General features: G+C 34.6%; 11 protein-coding genes. 5 read left to right on the top strand and 6 right to left on the bottom strand.

The genetic code is table 11. From position 1 onward, the window contains the following. Nucleotides 1–165: 165 nt before the first annotated feature. From ACFS3A_RS18000 to ACFS3A_RS17990, 3 genes are all read right to left on the bottom strand, one after another. A complete protein-coding gene (locus tag ACFS3A_RS18000) occupies nt 166–3,480 on the bottom strand; it encodes a DUF5107 domain-containing protein (protein ID WP_379826955.1) in 3,315 nt (1,104 codons plus the stop codon). 18 nt (nt 3,481–3,498) lie between these two features. Beyond that, nucleotides 3,499–4,908 carry a sugar porter family MFS transporter gene (locus ACFS3A_RS17995; RefSeq protein WP_379826954.1) on the bottom strand — a complete coding sequence of 470 codons (1,410 nt, stop codon included), beginning with the start codon at nt 4,906–4,908 and terminating at the stop codon, nt 3,499–3,501. Nucleotides 4,909–5,035: 127 nt separating this feature from the next. Continuing rightward, complete coding sequence (locus tag ACFS3A_RS17990) at nt 5,036–5,944, bottom strand: AraC family transcriptional regulator (RefSeq protein WP_379826953.1); 909 nt, start codon at nt 5,942–5,944, stop codon at nt 5,036–5,038. Between the two features lie 138 nt (nt 5,945–6,082). Between ACFS3A_RS17990 and ACFS3A_RS17985 the strand changes: the two genes are divergently transcribed. Further along, on the top strand, nt 6,083–7,105 hold the full coding sequence (locus ACFS3A_RS17985; protein WP_379826952.1) for an aldose epimerase family protein: 1,023 nt from the start codon (nt 6,083–6,085) through the stop codon (nt 7,103–7,105). Nucleotides 7,106–7,138: 33 nt separating this feature from the next. After that, the gene (locus ACFS3A_RS17980; RefSeq protein ID WP_379826951.1) at nt 7,139–9,070 is read left to right on the top strand and encodes a glycoside hydrolase family 97 protein; all 1,932 of its coding nucleotides are present in this window, start codon (nt 7,139–7,141) and stop codon (nt 9,068–9,070) included. Nucleotides 9,071–9,155: 85 nt separating this feature from the next. Here ACFS3A_RS17980 and ACFS3A_RS17975 read toward each other — a convergent pair whose 3' ends face one another. The 3 genes from ACFS3A_RS17975 to ACFS3A_RS17965 all read right to left on the bottom strand — a co-directional run bounded on the left by ACFS3A_RS17975 (nt 9,156) and on the right by ACFS3A_RS17965 (nt 11,720). Further along, complete coding sequence (locus ACFS3A_RS17975) at nt 9,156–9,896, bottom strand: alpha/beta hydrolase (RefSeq protein ID WP_379826950.1); 741 nt, start codon at nt 9,894–9,896, stop codon at nt 9,156–9,158. Beyond that, complete coding sequence (gene ygiD / locus ACFS3A_RS17970; RefSeq protein ID WP_449267444.1) at nt 9,893–10,726, bottom strand: 4,5-DOPA-extradiol-dioxygenase; 834 nt, start codon at nt 10,724–10,726, stop codon at nt 9,893–9,895. Before ygiD ends, ACFS3A_RS17975 begins: the two co-directional genes overlap by 4 nt. A gap of 163 nt (nt 10,727–10,889) precedes the next feature. Then, a complete protein-coding gene (locus tag ACFS3A_RS17965; RefSeq protein ID WP_379826948.1) occupies nt 10,890–11,720 on the bottom strand; it encodes a helix-turn-helix domain-containing protein in 831 nt (276 codons plus the stop codon). Nucleotides 11,721–11,920: 200 nt separating this feature from the next. Here ACFS3A_RS17965 and ACFS3A_RS17960 point away from each other — a divergent pair, with 200 nt between their 5' ends. The 3 genes from ACFS3A_RS17960 to ACFS3A_RS17950 all read left to right on the top strand — a co-directional run bounded on the left by ACFS3A_RS17960 (nt 11,921) and on the right by ACFS3A_RS17950 (nt 19,898). After that, nucleotides 11,921–12,895, top strand: coding sequence for a YheT family hydrolase (locus ACFS3A_RS17960; protein ID WP_379826947.1), 975 nt, complete (start codon nt 11,921–11,923; stop codon nt 12,893–12,895). Between the two features lie 160 nt (nt 12,896–13,055). Further along, entirely contained in the window at nt 13,056–16,751 is a 3,696-nt protein-coding gene (locus tag ACFS3A_RS17955) for a two-component regulator propeller domain-containing protein (RefSeq protein WP_379826946.1), read from the top strand. A gap of 177 nt (nt 16,752–16,928) precedes the next feature. Further along, nucleotides 16,929–19,898, top strand: a complete 2,970-nt coding sequence (locus tag ACFS3A_RS17950; RefSeq protein ID WP_379826945.1) for a SusC/RagA family TonB-linked outer membrane protein — start codon at nt 16,929–16,931, stop codon at nt 19,896–19,898. Nucleotide 19,899 lies beyond the last annotated feature (1 nt).

Here is a 19,899-nt window from a genome sequence, read left to right as displayed (position 1 = left end):
ACTATTTCAAGATTAGTAAAAGCAAATAAGCTCCAGAGGAACGAAATAACCAGCATTGTAAAAAGATGTCGCTCCGCTGGAGCTTTGTCCTCAATAATAAATACAATTACTATAAATATTTCGCTTCTCCGAAGCTAATCTTTAGTTCCTATTTAAAATACTAACTTAAACTGAAACCGATTCCTTATTTTTTAATAATGAAAGGTGTATCGTAACGCCTGAATGGCTTTTTTCTTCAGACAGAACACTATTAAATGACTGCTCAGCTTCGGCTTTTTTATCAAGACCTAGAAGACCTAATCCTTTCATGTACAAGCAGTGAATTTTGTTTCGCTTATCTAAATCATCTTCCCAAATCATAAGATCTGGAAGTGAAACTGCAAAATAATCAATCGTAACATGATCGTTTACATGTTTTTCTGCATAAGCAACGAACTTTTCAAAACGTTTATTGGCTTCTGCAATATTGTTTAATTTTAAGAAAGCCAATCCTTGATAGAAAATTTTGTCCGGCTGCTGATCATTATAAAAAATCGCTGCTGTAGGTTCTTCTAATCCCTGAGTTGCTTTTTGCCACCAGTTTTTAGCTTCTTCCAGATTGTTTTTCTTTTCGAAAGCTACTCCAAGCCAATAATGGATATCATTTTCCTGTGCGCCCGGTAGTTTTCCTTCACCTAAGTTTTCAGGATATGTTTGTGCCTGCTCTAAAAGTGCTATGGCTTTATCATAGTTGCCTTCAGTAATGTGCTGTTTAGCAATTTCAGTCAAAGAAATCAGGTATTGACCGCTTACTTTTCCTTCGCCGCCTTCCCAAGGATGGAAAATTCTATTTTCTATTAAAGTCAGTGCTTTATCGTGCTTGCCCAATAAATTGTATAAAGCCGCTCTCTCTAAATACACATCATCTCTTTGAATAACCAACTCCAAATGCTTTTCTAAGAAAGCAAGTCTAAAGACTAAATCTCTGTTCAAACGCTTGTACAATTGGTCTAATTCCATTAAAATTCTGGAATCTTCTGTATCCAGAGAAAATGCTTTTTCCAAACTAGCCAGTGCTTTTTGTTCATCATTCAATTTATTATAATAAGCCAATGACAAGTTTCTATGAACTGTTGGAAACGTATCATCTATTGCCACCGATTTTTCCCAGCAGGAAATAGCATCATCATAGAATTTAGAAGCATACCAAAAGTTTCCTAAATAATACAACGCTTTTGCATCATTAGTTTGTTTTTCAATTACTTCAGAAAGCACTAAAGCGGCCTCAATCTGATTTGGAAAACAATAATCCGGTTTTGCATGAGAAGCCATTTGGAAACATTTTTCGGCTTGACCGAAATCATTTAATTTTTCATAAAATGAACCTGCAAAATACCACGCCATCGGATAGGTATTTTCATCTTTAAGGCCTTCATTTAGTAATCCTGCAGCTTCTTCATATAAACCAGCCGCATTGTAATCTAAAGCATATTCAATATAAGTATGAATATTATTTCGGATCAATGCATTTAGGTACGTCAAATCTTTTTTATCAGTACTTAAAAGATACTTTTCGTATAGCAATCCAAAATTAAACGAATCATTCTGTAAATAATGGCCTGCAAGCTGAAGCGCTTTTTCTTTTTGATTTAATTTTCTAAGAAATGCCACTTGCAAATGCAGTGCTTTATGATCTTCGGTATTTTTAGAAATAGCTTTTTGAATGTGTTCCAAAGCCAGTTCAAAATCACCGTTTAATGCATCAAGCTGTGCTACGTAGAAATAACCCTGATTTTGCCAGGCTGCATTCCAGGTCGATTTGTAAAAAGCATCGTAAGCTTCTTTGTTTTTGTTTTGATATTTAAGACATAATCCCAAATTGAAATAAGCTTCACCATCATACGGATTTGGATTTCGCTGTGTCAATGTTTTTATAGCTGCTCTGAAATACGGCTCACTTTCTGTGAATTTTGCTCTTCGCATCAGCCATAATCCCATTGCATTGTTGGAACGAACATCGCCAGAATCACGTCTAATTGCTTCTTCGTAATACGGAATCGGACTGTAAGTAGCGTGTCTGTATTGTTCTAAATGCTGAGCCGTCAGGAATAATTGCTCGTTATTTTCGATGTCTTCCGGAGCAAGTGCAGGTTTTGCTGCTTCCGGAATTTCGTCTTCGTTTTGTGCTTCGTAATTCCAATCAACTAGAACTTTATCATCTGCATCGGTCACAGAAATTGATAAACCTTCTAAAGAAGTGTTATGATCAAAATCGATAGTTTCTTCAAATGAATTATATGGAGATGCATCATACTGTTTTTGAAATAAAACAATATCGCTGTTTTTTAAAGTAACGGTTGTTTTTGGATAAACACCTGTTGTGTAAGCTTTAATAACAAGTTTGTTGTCAATACTTTCCAGATTAACCATCGCGTTTTTAGTAGCATTTTTTACAACTCCTAAATCACGATATGGCATAAAATATTGTGTAAATTCTTTTTGTTCACCCGGCATAATCCAGGTAAAGTCAGGCTGATTATCGGTATAAACACCACACATCAATTCGATATAAGGACCGTCTTCATCGGTAAGATTGCGATCCCAAGCACGACCGAAATCGCCGTGTCCCCAAGTCCATTGTTTTTTTCCAGGAGAAACATGATGATTGGCAACGTGCAATAAACCGCCTTTTGAATCATTTTCGTAACCGCCAACAAAATTATATTTGGAAGCAATCGCCATATAAGAAGTTGGAACGGGAATATTTTTGTAACGAGAAATATCAGTTCCTGGCGAATAATCTACTTTATAATACGTTCCTTTTGCAATTGGAAAAGACGAAACATCACGTTTACCATGATCAAAAACAGCATTTACATCTGGCGGAAAAACCGATTGATAATCATCATTTACTTTTACAGCAGGATTGGCCCACCATAAAAAAGTCTGCGGGAAAGAGGTTCTGTTATATAATTGCGCTCTAATTTCTAGATAAGCCTTATCTGGATACAGTCGGAAACCGGCCATACCTTTGGTTCTAAACATACGTTCTACCTCACTGCACCAAACAGTTGCACTGCCGTCTTCATGTTGTTCTATAGTAAAATCAACAGGATCAAAAGTGGTTGGTCTATGGTGCTGAGGCCAGTTAAACTCGATTCCGCCAGAAATCCAAGGTCCAGTAAGCCCAACTAACGCAGGTTTTACCACTTGATTGTAATATACAAAATGACGTTCTTTGGTTTTGTCATAAGCCATATGAACACGCCCGCCAAGTTCTGGAAGAATCATTATTTTGACAAACTCATTTTCAAGATAAACGGCTTGGTATTCTTTATTGGTTTTTTCGTCAGCGATTTTTTCAATAACCGGATAAGGATATACAGATCCGTTACTTCCCTGATAAACTCTTTTCTCAATAAATACAGGATTTTTTTCAGGTTTGCCCACCTCATAAGTTGGCAGGATTATTTTTTCCTTCCAAACATTTACTTTTTGCATGATGTAATGAAATTTAAATTATTGAATATTCTTTGATTCTTTATCAGAAACCATCAGTTTTTCAATCTCTTCGAGACTTTTGTTTTTGGTTTCAGGAAGTTTTTTGAGTACAAACCAAAATCCTAAAGCACAGATAATTCCGTAGATCCAGAAAGTTCCGGATGTGCCTAAGTATTCGTTGAAGATTGGAAATGTTTGTACCAAAAGTGCAGATGCAATCCAGAGTGCAAATGTGGCAACAGACATTGCAACACCTCTGATTCGGTTAGGGAAAATTTCAGATAAAATAACCCAGGTAATAGGAGCAAGGGACATGGCGTAAATAGCAATAGCTAATAATACCAGTAATAATAAAGGGAAACCAGTAACATTGGTATAGTAAAAATACCCAAGTAAGGCGTAAATTATAGCAAGTCCAGCAGAACCAAAAAGCATTAGTTTTTTACGTCCCAATTTATCTACAGTTCCCATGGCAACCAATGTAAAAACAAGATTGATACTTCCTGTAATTACGATATTCATAAACAAATCGTTAATGCTATAACCTGCTGAAACAAAGATTTCCTGAGCATAGTTAAAAATGATATTGATACCGCACCATTGCTGGAAAGCAGCTAATACAATTCCGATTAATAGAATGGGTAAAGCTCTTTTATCAAGGAGCATTTTAAAATCAGTTTTTTCGGTTTCTTCTGTAAAAGTTTCTTTGATGGTAGCAATCGCTTCTTTGGCGTAAGCCAATCCTCCAATTTTGGTTAAAGTATTTTCTGCTTTGTCATGACCGCCTTTTTTTGCAAGGTAACGAGGGCTTTCAGGAATCAAAAACATTAGAATAAAGAAAAGTACTGCCGGAAAAAATCCTGCCCAAAACATCCATCTCCAGCCTGTTTGACCATTCCATGAAGCTAAAATCTGCTCATGCGAATAATTGGGCGGAATAACATCAGTAATTAACATATTGGTGATCTGCGCAGCAAGAATTCCAATCACAACCGTTAACTGATTGATAGAAACAAATAATCCTCGGGTTTCCTGAGGCGCAATTTCTGCAATGTATAAAGGAGAAATAGTAGAAGCGATTCCAATTCCGACTCCGCCTATAATTCGCCAGATAATAAATACGGTAAAGGTTTCAGAGGCTCCTGTTCCAAGAGCACATAAGGAGAATAATACGGCAGCAACGATTAGAATAGGACGTCTTCCGTAACTGTCGGCTAATTTTCCGGCAACGGCTGCTCCCGCAACGCAGCCTACAAGCGCACTGCTCATTGCCCAGCCTTGTAAAGCCGGAGAATTTGTAATGCCAAAATAAAGTTCGTAAAATGGTTTTGCACCGCCGATTACAACCCAGTCGTAACCAAAGAGTAATCCGCCCAATGCCGCAACAAGGCTAATTGATAGTAAAAAGGTATAATTATAGTTTTTCATAAAAAGGTTTTATAGCTTTTGTAAAATTAGCGGAATAGGAACCTTTGATTTATGGATATTTTTTTTGAATAGATGGATTATAATCTGATTTTTGGGTATTGAATGCTTAAATACGAAAACAATTGCGTTACTGCTTGTATTCGGTTCGATATTGTATAGGCGAAGTACTCATGATTTTTTTGAACAAACGAGAGAAATACAAAGGGTCATTAAACCCTAAATTAAAACTGATTTCTTTTATGCTCATAGTCGTAAAACTGAGATATTGACAGGCTTTCTGCATTTTTAGATAATTGAAATAATGTATAGGAGAGTAGCCGGTCTGCTTCTTAAATAGTGTAAAAAAATGAGAAGGAGAATAGTTAAAATAAGCGGCAACATCATTAATTTTTAAGGAAAGATCAAGATGTTTTTTCATATAGTCAATAGCCGATTCTATAGTATTATCCTCTGAAAATTTTCGGTTCTTTTGAATGAAGAATTTTTCATACAAAAAGGTATTTAATAACTGCCATAACGATAGATTGGCAAATTCGAGATTACTGGCGCTATAACCGTCTTCCATAACATCAAGAATGTTTTCAAAAAGTTCAATTCGTCTTTCTTCAAGTGATAATTGAGGTGCAGTGTCAGGATGTTCGGCAATGAATTTATCATAGAAAAAAGGTGCCTGAATTCCTGTAAAATGAATCCAGTAAATACTCCACGGATTTTGTTTTAAAGCATAATAATCATGTGCCACTTCAGGAGGTATTATATAAAAGGTATTGGCTTTTAATGTTATCGTTTTATTTTCTTTGCTTATGATACCTTCTCCTTTATAACAATAAATTAAAATGTATTGCTTGCTCCCATGTTTTCGTTTCATGGAATGATGGCTTGCATTAGGAAACACACCAATATCCGTAAAATACAAACCAGCAATCAGCGGATTCTTTTTTATGATAGAAAGGATGTTTTTTGGAATTACAATCATTCGTTGTCCCAGAAAACCTTCTTTGACTTTTGTTTTTTCCTTTTGAGATGCATTTTTCATTTTTCCTGAATCTGGTTTTTCAAATATCGTAATTTAATCCATGCTTTCACAAAAAATGTCCATTTTGAGAACAATAATCAAAACTAAATTTGAAATTCTATACTAACACTACAGATTTTAACCTTTTTGTAAAACTATATGAATCCTACAAATAATATTGTTTGTGAGTCTTTTGGCTGGCATGGTGAAAAAGAAATCTTCAAATTTCAGATCACAAATAGTCACGGCAACTATGTCGAACTTATTAATTATGGTGCCATAGTAAAATCCATAGTGGTGCCGGATAAAATGGGAAACAAAGAAAATGTGGTTTTAGGATTCCCAACTTTAGAAGGATATCTAAAAGATCAATCTTATATAGGAGCAACTGTTGGGCGTTTTGCCAACAGAATTCATAATGCGGCATTTTCTATCGAAAATAAAATCTATCATCTCGATAAAAACGATGGTAAAAACAATAATCATAGTGGTTCGGCTGGATTTAATAACAAAGTATTTGATTTTATTGTAGAAGAAGATGCCGTAATTTTTTCTCTTGAAAGTAAAAATGAAGAAGGCGGTTTTCCGGGGAATTTAAAAACAAAAGTGACCTATAAATGGACGGATCAAAACGAACTCAAAATTGAATTTTTGGCGGAAGCCGATGAACCAACTCCACTAAACTTTACCAATCATGCTTATTTTAATTTATCTGCTTGTAAAGAAAAAATACAACATCATCAGCTTAGTATTCAGGGATCTAAAATTCTGGAAAGTACAGCCGATTATATTCCGACCGGAAAAATTTTACTTGCCGACGAATATTTGTTTTTGAAGGATAAGCTAAAAGATGTAATGCAAAATGGCGGACTTAATCTCTATTATATTTTTGATAGAAATACTAAAAATGAAAATCCTGTCTGTGAGTTGTACGATGAAAAATCGGGAAGAATAATGCGGGTTTATACTTCTTATCCTGGAGTGCAATTATACACGGGAGATTATTTGAATTGTGATAGTATCGGAGAACATAATAAATTATACAGCCCTTTTGATGGACTTTGTTTAGAATGCCAGTACTATCCTGATAGCCCAAATCATGAACATTTTCCGAATACGATATTCCAATCGGGACAAGTTTACAACGAAACTATTGTTTATGCTTTTGATGTAATCCAATAAAAAAAAGAACTATCACCTCTAATAATTATATAAATGAAAAAAATGTTTCTTAACCGATCTTTAAGCGTGCTGATACCCGCCGTATTTTTGATGCTGACGAGCTGCGTAGCACAAAACGAAGAACTTTCTCTTAAGTCTAAGGACAATCAAAATAAGATTGAGCTGTCTTTAAGCCAAGACGGGAAATTGTCTTATAAAGTTACCCGCAAAGACCAGGCGATAATTTTAGATTCGCCTCTTGGATTAAATTTCGAAAATAATGATTTTACTTCAGGACTATCTGTTGTAAAAGTTTCGCCAATTGAAGAAAAGCGCGAAAAATACGAACTTAAAGTTGCGAATAACAAAGTTGCAGATCATGTTTTTAAAAGCAAAAGCATTACGTTCAAAAATAGCAAAGGCGCTTTAATGACAATAGATTTAATTGCAGGCCAAGAAGGTGTTGCTTTTAGATATAGGTTTCCAGAGCAGGAAAAACAAACTAGAATACTTAAGAATGAATTGACAGGTTTTCATATAGCTCAGAACGCAAAAGGATGGTTACAGCCTTATAACAAAGCAGGAGATTATACGCCAGGTTATGAGGATTTTTATATTAATGTAAAGCCTGGAGATCCTATAAATGGTGCAAGAGGTGAATCTGTAGGTTGGTGTATGCCGGCGCTTTTTAATGTAAATAATACTCAAAATTGGGTTTTAATTGCAGAATCAGGAACAGACGGTTCGTTTCCGGGCTGTCATTTAAATCCGGATTATAAAGACGGAATTTACAGCATTGCTTTTGCTAAAAATGATGAAAAATTCACACTGCCTTTAGCCGATAAAGGAATTGCTTATCCTGAATCAAGCTCGCCTTGGACAATGCCATGGAGAGTAATCATGATTGGCGATAAAGCAGGAGATATTTTGTTATCAACGATGATTACCGATTTAGCTCCGGCTTCTAAAATTACGGATACTTCATGGATTGAAACAGGAAAAGCGGCCTGGTCATGGTGGTCGCATCCTGAAGATTTTACACCGGAAATGTATAAAAAGTTTACTGATGTTTCGGCTTCATTCGGATTTAAATACACGCTTTTTGACGCTGGATGGGAAAAGGCAAACAAAGAAGGAAAAATTATCGATCACGCTTTATCTAAAGGAGTTAAACCTTTAGTTTGGGGGTATTCTTCAGAATATTTCGATCCTGAAAAAAGAAAGAAAAGGTTCAAAGAATTGGCTGATATGGGCGTAAAAGGGGTTAAAATCGATTTTTGGTGTTCAGACAGACAAGAAGTAATGGCAACCCTTCAATCGGTTTTTGAAGATGCGGCTAAAGAACATCTTTTGGTAAACCTTCACGGTACGACCATGCCAAGAGGCTGGCATAGAACATGGCCAAATTTTGTAACAGCAGAGGCTATTTTAGGAACCGAAAGCTATTTTTATGAGCCAAGATTCCCGGAAAAAGCGGCAGAACAAAATACTGTACTGCCATTTACAAGAAACGTTGCAGGGCCAGCCGATTATACGCCTTTTGCTTTGACTTTTAGAAAATATAAACGTTTAAACACAGCGGCACATGAATTGGCTATGACCATGATTTATACTTCAGGAATTATCCATTTTGCCGATTCAGAAGAGGTTTTTGCTTCGCTTTCAGACGATCTTAAAAATCTTTTTAAAGAAATGCCTGCGACCTGGGATAAAACAGAATGTATTATTGGTGAACCAGGTAAGGCATTAGTGTTGTCGCGTCAAAAAGATAATCTTTCTTATGTTGTTGGTATCAATGGGACTAATACAAATCAGTCTATAACAATTGATCTGAAAAAATACGGCAAAGGTTTTTCAAAATTCAGAATTATCTCTGAAGGAAAAGATCCTTTAATGGATTTTAAAGTAGAAACTTATCCTGTAACTTCAAACTGGAAGTATAGTTTAGCGCCTAAAGGAGGATTTATTATACAATTTATAAAGTAAAGCCCTGAATATAAAAATAGCCCTAATGAAAATTAGGGCTATTTTGTATATAGAGTGTTCGTTAAATCAGAATTTGCTTTGCATTTTATAAAGTAATATTGGTATTCAGCCAATGATTCACATCATCAAACATTTGTTTGTTTACAGTATGTCCTTCTTCGTAAGAGTGAAACTCAGGATTTAGGTTTTTGGTTTTAAGAAATTCTAAAGCATCTGTAGCATATTGGTAATTTAAAACCGGATCTTGTTTTCCATGCGAAATAAAGATTTTAAGCTTTTCCAGACGTTTTTCATCTGCAATTAAAGGTTTGATTTCCGGCAGAAGTCTTCCGCTCATAACAGCAATTCCTTTTACTTTTTCAGGAGCTGTAAGGGCAACGCTGTAACTCATTATACCACCCTGACTAAATCCCATTAAATAAACTTCTTTAGCATCAAAAGTGATTTCGGTTTTCAGGTCTTCAATAAAATCGATTAGCATTTTTCGGGCATTTTCGGCTTGTTGCTCATTTATTTGAGGTTTTCCTGAAGAAAAATCAACCTGAAACCAGGCAAAACTGTTTGCTCCAAAAGTAAGCGGGCCACGTGCTGAAACTACTACGAATTTTTCAAGTAAATCGGGAGCAAACGAAAAAAGATTTTGTTCGTTTCCGCCAACACCGTGCAATAAAATCAGTAGTGGAGGGTTTTCTGTTCTAATTTTAGGCTGTCTGATTAAATAGTGCAGCTTTGTATTTTTTATATCTGAATTCATAAGTGTAAAACTGAAGATTGTAATTGAAATAAGGATTCCAAATGAAATCCAAAACCATTTGTTTAAACTCATGCTTTATCTATTTTAACTGACATCATGTTCAATGATCCTGCTAAAATGGCATCGTTAAAAATAGTGGCTTTTTCATCTTTTTCTCTAAGAGATAAAGTGTATAGCAAGGGCATATAATGTTCCGGAGTAGGTACGGCCAGTTGAAACTCTTTTCCTTGTTTATCAAAGTTTACCAGAGATTGATGATCGTTTTCCAAAATCATCTTTTTCATTTTTTCATTGGCAATATGAGCCCATTCAAAAGCGTAACCCGGAACCGTCATTTTGTCCCATGCAGCAAGTCGTAAATTATGAACGGAGTTTCCGCTTCCCACAATCAAAATTCCTTTACGTCTTAAAGCAGCCAGTTCTTTTCCTAATTCGTAATGATAAGAGGCTGGTTTGGTATAATCGATGCTCATTTGAATAATCGGAATATCAGCATTTGGATAAAGGAATTTTACCACTGTCCAGCAGCCGTGATCAAGACCCCAGTCATTACTTAATCCAACAGAAGCTGAAGTAATCAGTTTTTGTGTTTCCAAAGCCAGTTCGGGACTTCCGGGAGCAGGATACTGAACGTCAAAAAGAGCCTGTGGAAAACCGCCAAAATCATGTATAGTTTCGGGTTTTTCCATAGCAGTTACAAAAGTTCCTTTGGTTTCCCAATGTGCTGAGATACACAAAATCGCTTTTGGTTTCGGAAGCGTTTTGGCTATGTTTTGAAAACCCTGCGTAAAGCTATTATCAGCAAGAGCATTCATCGGATTTCCGTGTCCAAGAAACAGCACGGGCATTCTTTCTGTTGCGGCGAAAGAATCTGAAACAGTTTTAAGAGAGCTCAATTTCATTGCAGCAGCTCCAATTGGTAGTATTGCCATAGTTTTTAGAAAATCTTTTCGATCCATTTTATATTGTAATTCGTTCTTTTAAGAGTATCTTTTTTTTGTAATTACAAAGTTCAGATTAATAAGAAAGAATGTGGTAACGATTTTCGGAAGAAAGGTTGTGTTTTTAAGAAAGGAGTTTCTTCATTTCTTCTCTAAATTCAGTAGGAGTCATACCGGATTTACGTTTAAAAGCATGTGTAAAATAGGTTTTTTCGTTAAACCCTAATTCATAACCAATCTCCGCGATATTTTTATCTGTAGTCATTAAAAGGTTTTTGGCCTCGGTAAGTTTTCGGGTTTCTATTATTTCAGAGACGCTCTGTTGTAAAATATTCTGACAGATGAGGTTTAAATTGCGGGAAGTCATAAAGAGTTTTTCTGCGTAGAAATTAACGTCTTTAGAGTCCTTATAGTGTTCTTCTAATAATCTTAGAAAGTTTTTAAAAGTGGAACTCTGGATTTTGTTAGATTCGTCATTATTAAGGTTGAGTTTGCGCCTTTCCGATTCTATAATTGTAAATAAGGCACTTAATAACTGTCTTACAACAGCAAGATCAGGTGCTTCCTGAGTATGTTCATCATGAATCATTTTGCAGAGAATGTCCAGCTTCTCGAAACACTGATTACTCTGCATACTGATGTTTGCCTTGTCATGAAAAGAGGCATAAAGACTAAAAGTGGTTTCGGCAATAAATTCGCTTTTAAATCGTAAAACCCACATATCGCATTCTCCATCTTTTATAAGAGGTTTGGCACGATGAATTTTTCCCTGGGTTACAAAACTGATAAAAGGGGCATCGATTAATTTGGATTTGAAATCTATAAAATGTTCCAGCTGGCCTTTGTTACCAATAATAAGTTCTTCAAAATTATGCGAATGAGGTTCATTTACAGACTGCATTATTTTTTCAGATTCTGATGCAGTTATGCGAAATATTTTGAAAATTTCTGTCATTATTTATTCTTTACAGACAAGTTATAAAGGTAACTATTTATGACAATTATATACTTTAGTATTTGCGTAAATTCAAATCTGTCATTTTCTGTACTTCCGTTTTTTTAATTTCATAAAAATGAAATAAATACGAAAGTTCTAAAATGATGTATCGATGTATTTTCTTAGCTTTGTAATACGCACCGTAAAAATCTTTTATTATGCCGATAATTGAACAATCAGAATATAACTTTCCTTCTATTATTCATCGCAACAGGCATGTTTCTACCATTTATGCTGCTTTGATTAAAAAGTTTGAAGCTCCTGGTTACATCAGGGAAAAACTGGAGTTAAAAGATGGTGATTTCATTACTGTCGATTTTGTTCTAAACAATTCTAAGAAGGCTGTTATCTTATGCCATGGTTTAGAAGGAGATTCGCGCAGGACTTATAATAACAGTTGTGCGGCTTATTTTCTGGAACAGGGTTTTTCAGTTTTTGCCTGGAATAACCGGACTTGTGGCGGAGAAATGAACCGATTGCCCAGACTTTATCATCATGGAGCAGTAGATGATCTTAATGAAGTAGTTCAGTTTACATTGCAAAAAGGATTTGAAGAGGTTTATCTTATCGGATATTCGATGGGTGGTGTTCAGCTTTTGAATTATTTAGGATGGACCAAAATTGATTCTCGTATCAAGGCTGCTGTTTCGATTTCTGTGCCAACACATATTGCAACAAGTGCCGAAGTACTCAAACAAGGTTTTAACAAAGTCTATTTAAAAAACTTTACAATTGATATTAAAAAAAAGCTGAGATATAAAGCAATTCAGTTTCCGGATTTTATAAACCGTGATCAAATAGAAAAAATTTCTACTTTTGATGAAGTCGATCAGTATTTTACTGCGCCGCTTCATGGTTTTGCGAGCCGTGATGACTATTATCAGCGCGTTTCCCCTGAATTTTCACTTAAAGATATAACTACTCCCGTTTTAATTATAAACTCACTTGACGATCCTTTTTTAGGTGAAAGATGTTATCCAAGAGCTATAGCAAAGGACAGCGAATACGTTTATCTTGAAACTCCAAAATATGGAGGTCATTGTGCTTTTCCGTTGCGTAACTCCACTTATTCTTATGCAGAGAAAAGAGCTTATGAATTTTTTAAATCCTGTCAAACTTCCTTTATAGCTTAATACTAAATAATAGTTATTCAAAAAAAATGATAAATCTCCCGTAAAAAACTTACAGGTTCTCTTTAATAACCGATTTTAATTGGTTTTTGTTTTTAACTTAACATACAGTTTGTAATTAAATAAACTTCCAATTGTATCCTTGTCAGTTAAAATAAAAACGATGACCAGGATATTACTATTTTTTTACTTTTTCACAATATATTCATTTGGACAACAGGTAAAATTTGAAAATTTTACTACCAATCAGGGATTATCCAATAATTCGGTAGTCGATATAGAAAATGATAAAGACGGAGGATTATGGATTGCTACCTGGGACGGTCTGAATTACTTTGACGGTTATCATTTCAAAATTTTCAAAAAGAGTTTTGAGGATCCAAAAACCATTTCCAGCAACTACATAACTAAGTTAGAAAAAGATTCAGAAGGAAAAATCTGGCTCATTACAAAAGAAGGGCATATTAATAAATATCTCGGTAATGATGAGTTTCAGGAGTTTAAATTCAAAAGCCTTCCAACGGATATTTATTTATCGCAAAAAGGTAATATTGTTGTAGAAACGGGTAAAAAATATTTTGAGTTTAAAGACAAATCTTTTGTGGAGACTGCCAGCAATAATGTTAAAGCAACAGATTATAAAAACCTCAAAAATATTTTACTAAGAAAGTATCCAACGTTAATCATCAATGATATTTTAAAAGATAAAGCAGGAAACATTTGGTTTGCAACCCGAGAAAACGGATTGTACATCATTACAAATGAATCTGATGAAAATAATATACAGCATTTTACAGCCGATTTATATTCGCCTTATTCCCTTAAAAACAATGAAATAGAAGTAATCCACGAAGACTATTTCGGAAATATTTGGTTGGGGCAGAAAGACGGAGGATTGAGTATGGCTTTTGGCGGTTCTGAAAAAATAAATTCAGTTATGCCACATCCGCTTAAAGAACCAAATCTTCCAAATGAAACCATCAGGGCTGTAACCAAAGACAGCAAAGGAAAAATATGGCTCGGTTATTATACAAGAGGGCTTTACTATTATAATGATGGGAGTCATTCTTTTCAAAAGTTTAAAATTGATAAAGCAGCTTCAAGCCCGGATTGGGAACGCATTAGATCTTTATTTACGGCTAGTGATGGCAGTATTTGGGCAGGAACTTACAAAGGAATTCTGCATATTTCAGATCAAAAAAGTACAAGTTATGATAGCGGCACCGCAGGAATGCCTATTGAAAGATGTTATTCTATCTGCGAAGACCAAAACAAACAGCTCTGGATGGGATGCTGGAACGGAATGGCAAAATTTAATATGATAACGGGAAATTTCGAAAAGTTTAAAGGACAGGAATTACTCAGTAAATTTCATATAAGATGTGTAAAAAAGAGCAATCAGAATCTGATACTGGCAACCGAAAACAGTGGTGTTGTGGTCTTTAATTTAACGAATGGGACTTTAAAAAAAATAACAACCAAAGAGGGAATTTTAGGCAACAGTATTTATTCTGTTTTTATGGATCATGAATCTGATAATTACTGGATTGCCTCTTTGGGTGGCGTTACTATCTACAATAAAAGAAAAGGTGTCGTTAAAAATATTGCAGAATCTGACGGACTGCCAAGCCACATGGTTTATGGTTTGATAGATAACGGAGATAAAGTCTGGATCAGCACTACAAAAGGAATTGCTTCGATTGACAAAAAAAACTATTCGGTTACTTCTTATAATCCCGATTACGGATGGCAGGCACTCGAATTTTCAGAAGGGGCTTATTATCAGGATTCAAAAGGGAATTTATTCTTTGGAGGTGTAAACGGACTTAATTATTTTAATCCAAACACGCTTCAAATCAACAATTCAAAAGCAAAAATTAAATTGAAAATTGATGGAAATGAAAATTATCAAACTGCTTTTGAAAAAGGTTTCAGCGATAATGAATTAAAAATTGAAGTAATTCCGATTTTATTTCCGGGCAGTAAAAAAAACAATATTTATTACAAACTGGAAGGAAGTGATGAAGATTGGACTCTGCTTCCTGAAGACAATAAAATAGAATACAGCGGATTATCTTCCGGAGATTACAGTTTTTTAGTAAAAGAAGGAAATGATGGCATTGCTGAGCCTGCTTTCTTTACACTTCATATTACAGAAGCTTTTTACGAATCGATTTTGTTTTATATTCTGTTATCGGGTTTGATATTATTTGGATGTATAATGGTGATTTATGCTAAAAATAAAACCGCTCTTGCACAGCAGAAATATCTGGAAGAGCTGGTAAAAGCACGTACCGCTGTTATCGAAAATCAGAAGAAAAACCTGGAAGAAATTAATGCAGAACTGGATCAAAAAAATAAACAGATAATTGAACAGAAGGAAAAACTTTTAATTCTTCACAGTAATTCAAAAAATGGAAATTTTGAAATTGAAAAGTTCAAAACATTCATGCTGGCTGAGTTTCAGGAACCGATATCGAGAATTATTAAAGCTTCAGGTTCTTTAAAAAAAGACACAGAAACGCAGCGCGCTCTATTATCTGAATCCGGGAAATTGGTCAATCTTATTTCAGAATGGAATTATCTGGAACATGTAAAAGATCTTGGACCGGTAAAGAAAACAGCGGTGAATTTATTTCCTGTTTTAAAAAATAATGTAGAGAAACTAAAAAAAGATTCTCAGCTTAATGAAGTAAACTTTAACTGCGAAATAGACAATACGGATTGTTTTGCTGCCGTAGATGTATTGCGTTTAAAACTTTCGCTGCAATATTTTTTTAATGATTTAAATAAATACTCCGACAAAGACAGTACGCTCAATATTGCAATTGTGTATGAAAGTAATTGTATAGAAATCAAAACAATTTCGGATAGTATTATTTTAAAAAATAACTGGGAAACCATTTTACATTACAGTCCTTATTTTAGAGCCTTACAAATTTTACTGCAGGATTTGAATGGAGAAATTATTTCTTCATCTAATGAACAGTTTGAAGCTAAACTGCGGATTCCAATAGAAATTGTGGATTCGAATGTTAACTTCAAAGAAACCATTTCGTGGAAAAATTTTAATTATCAGGATCAGCTTGCTGCTGATAAAAAATGTCTTTTGGTTTTTGGAGATGCCTATAACGGTCCGGCTGCGAATCAGATTTTAGAAAACGAAAACTATAATTTAATTTTTGAAAGTTCTGTTTCGAATCTAAATGCCATAATTAAACAGATTGAAATTGCTGCTTTAGTTTTTTATCAGGCAGAATTCTCCCGTGAGCTCATTAATTTTCTAAAACAAATTAAAGAAAACAGCACGGTAAAAATCCCGCTTATTTATATCTCTGAAAATAGTAACTACGAACAGGAAGAGCAATTACTGGAACTGGATATTGACACACATATTAAACTCCCTGCAAGTTTATCATTCATTAGTAAAAAGATTGACCGATTGATCAATCAAAACAGCGAGCCTGTAAAAGAATATAAAATCCAGCAGAAAATCTTTGAAATCCTGACAGAGAATAATGAAAATATTACACCAAACGAAAAGCTTTTAAAAAGAGCTTTAGAAATCATTAAAGAAGAATTGCAGAATCCGGCATTTAATGTTGAAATGATGGGAGAACAATTAGGCATTTCCAGAGTAAAATGCTATCGTTTATTTAAGGAGACTTTAAATCAGTCTCCTTCAGATATTTTAACCTCGCTACGCTTACAAAAAGCAGAATTATTATTAAAAACCAAAAAATTAAACATCTCCGAAATCAGTTTTGAGTGCGGTTATAATGATCCAAAATATTTTGGACGTTCTTTTAAGAAGTATTTTGGCAAAAGTCCGAAAGAATATAAAGAATATTCACTTTAGGTTTTCTGTTAGCCCTGTATTTGCAGAAAGTTAGCCTAATGTTAATGAACGAATTTCACCCTTTTTCGGTATTAATTCTCTCCTAAATTGCATTAAAAGTCCTCCTTTGAAAAACAAAAATCCTCCTTTTGGAGGAACCGTTAAAATACTTTTGGCAAAACAAAAAAAGTAATTTAAATGAAAAAAATTTATGCATTGCTAATTCTTGCCTTCGGATGTATGTCATACTCCTTTGCGCAGGGAAGTGTATCAGGAGTTGTGGTTTCTGATGTAGAAAAAGTACCGGTTCCTGGTGTCTCTGTTTATATTAAAGGAGAACCAAAAGGAGCTGTTACAACAGATTTCGACGGGAATTTCGTAATTAAAGCACAACAAAAAGAAGGTGTTTTGGTTTTTTCTTATGTTGGGTTTCAAACAAAAGAAGTTTCTTTCTCAGGTACTCAAAAACTGACTGTTTCTTTAGCAGAAGAAGTTAGTACTTTAAATGAAGTAGTAGTGGTTGGTTACGGTACTCAAAAGAAATCGGACGTAACCGGAGCTATTGGTTCTGTAAAAAGCGAAAATTTTAATAAGGGAGTTGTTGCCAATGCAGGTCAGTTAATTCAAGGTAAAGTTGCCGGAGTTAATGTAACGGCATCAAGTGGTGAGCCTGGGGCAAATCAAGACATTATTATTCGTGGAGCAGGGAGTTTGCGTTCTGGAACAACACCACTTTATGTAGTAGACGGATTTGCATTAGACAATTCTGGAACTGGTGTTGCATCAAACCCAATGAACTTTATTAATCCACAGGATATCGAAAGTATTGAGGTGCTTAAAGATGCATCTGCTTCAGCAATTTATGGTTCAAGAGCTGCTAATGGTGTAATTGTAATTACAACTAAAAAAGGATCTAAAGGACAGACTAAAATAAATCTTTCCATGACTACTGGAATTTCAACATTAACGAATAAAGTGGATGTTTTTAGCGCTGATGAATTTAGAAGACAAGTAACAGCGGTAAATGGAACTTTACAAGATGGAGGAGCAAATACAGACTGGCAGGATGAATTAACTAGAACTGGTATTTCTCAAAACCTTAATTTGTCAATGAGCGGTGGAACAGATAAATCAACTTATGCAGCATCATTAGGGGTAGATAATCAACAAGGTGTTTTGCAAAATAGTGATTTGAAACGCTACTCAGGGCGTTTAAACTTAAATCAAAAAGCGCTTAATGATAAGTTTAATGTTGCTTTTAATTTGACGGCTACAAAACTTGATAATTCAAGACCAGATGCTAGAACTGTAGTAGGCAACATGCTTACAATGAATCCTACGGATGCAGTGTATGTAAATGGAGAACCAAATCTTAATTTAAGCAACGATGTTTTAAATCCTATGATTAGTCAGAGATTATATTCTGACGAAACAATCAACAACCGTATTTTAGCTAATATTTCTCCATCATACGAGTTTGTAAAAGGATTAACTTATAAGTTCAATCTTGGTGTTGATTATTCAATGTCACAAAGAGATATTCAGGTTTTGCCGTATGCATCAGCCACCAACACGACTTTAGGTTCTTTGAATAATATTGTAACGAACAATAACAATATTTTATACGAAAATACATTAACGTATAATTTTAATAAAGGAGCTCATAGCTTCACAATTCTTGGAGGTCAGTCTTACCAAAAAATTCAAGTAAATCAAAAAACTTTTAATTTATCTGGATTCCCTGATAATGGAGTTGAACCAAAAAATCAAATTGGAGCAGCAAGCGAGCGTACGACACAATCTTCATCTGCTATAGAAAATGAACTTCAGTCTTTCTTTGGTAGAGTAAATTATGGGTATGATAATAAATACCTTCTTACTGCAACGATGCGTGCCGATGGTTCTTCTAAATTTGGTGAGAATAATAGATATGGATATTTCCCTTCTGTAGCTTTAGGATGGAATATTACAAAAGAGGATTTCTTAAAAGAATCTGAAACTTTGAATAATCTTAAATTAAGAGCAAGCTGGGGACAAACAGGTTCTCAGGAGATTCCTTCTAAAATTACAAAAGCTAGTTATACAGAAAGTAACACAGGAAATAATACTTATCCGTTAGATCCATCTGCAATAGATTTGGGAGGTTATCCATACGGAACAATATTTACACGTTTGGCTAGTCCGGATATTCAATGGGAGGTTTCTACACAGACCAATATAGGTTTAGATTTTAGTTTATTTAATAATAGATTATCTGGAACTGTTGATTATTTTAACAAAGTTTCAAGCAAACTATTACTGCAAATAGCTCCAACAGATCCTATTCAGCCTGTACCAATGTATTATACAAACATTCCAAATATGGAAATTAAAAACAACGGTATTGAAGTTGCTTTAGATTACAGCAGTGACAAAAGTCGTGATTTCTCATACAGTATTGGTGGTAACGTATCTTTTACAAAAAACAGAGTAGAAAATTCGGCTTACAAAATATTAACAACTGGAGGTGCGCAAGGTGGCGGGCAATCTGGAGCAACCATAAACGGAATTATCAACAATCAGCCAATTGGTTCTTTTTACATGCTTGATTTTACAGGAATTGGTGCTGATGGTTTAAATCAGTTTGCAGATACAAACGGAGACGGACAAATTCTTGATGATGACCGTATTGTTGCAGGAAGTGCATTACCAGATTATATCTATGCTTTTTACCTGAATTTAAGATATAAGAATTTTGATTTTGGAGCTAATTTTAATGGAGTTAGTGGAAACAAAATTTACAACCACGTTGCTATGACTTCATTCAATAAAGGTCAGCTTGCGAATTCATTTAATACAACCGACAGAGCTTCACAATATTTAAATGAAGCTTCTACAAACTCTAATACGGTTTCAACAAGATATTTAGAAGACGGAAGTTTCTTAAGATTAAATAATGCTACACTGGGTTATAATTTAAGTCCAAAATTGATCGGACTTGGCGATGTGATGGATAATATTCGTCTTTCTGTAACAGGACAAAACTTATTTGTAATCACGAAATACAGTGGTTATGATCCTGAGTTAAATATGGGAACTTCAATTGGAGAAATTCAGTCTTTTGGAATTGACTACTTCAGTTATCCAAAAAGCAGAACTGTCGTATTTGGCTTAAACGTAGCATTCTAAT

Origin of the sequence: Flavobacterium notoginsengisoli (assembly GCF_042686225.1) — a bacterium.
In the GTDB taxonomy this organism is placed as follows: domain Bacteria; phylum Bacteroidota; class Bacteroidia; order Flavobacteriales; family Flavobacteriaceae; genus Flavobacterium; species Flavobacterium notoginsengisoli.
The sequence above is the reverse complement of the archived record's forward strand: the minus strand, read 5'-3'. Positions and strand labels throughout refer to the sequence as shown.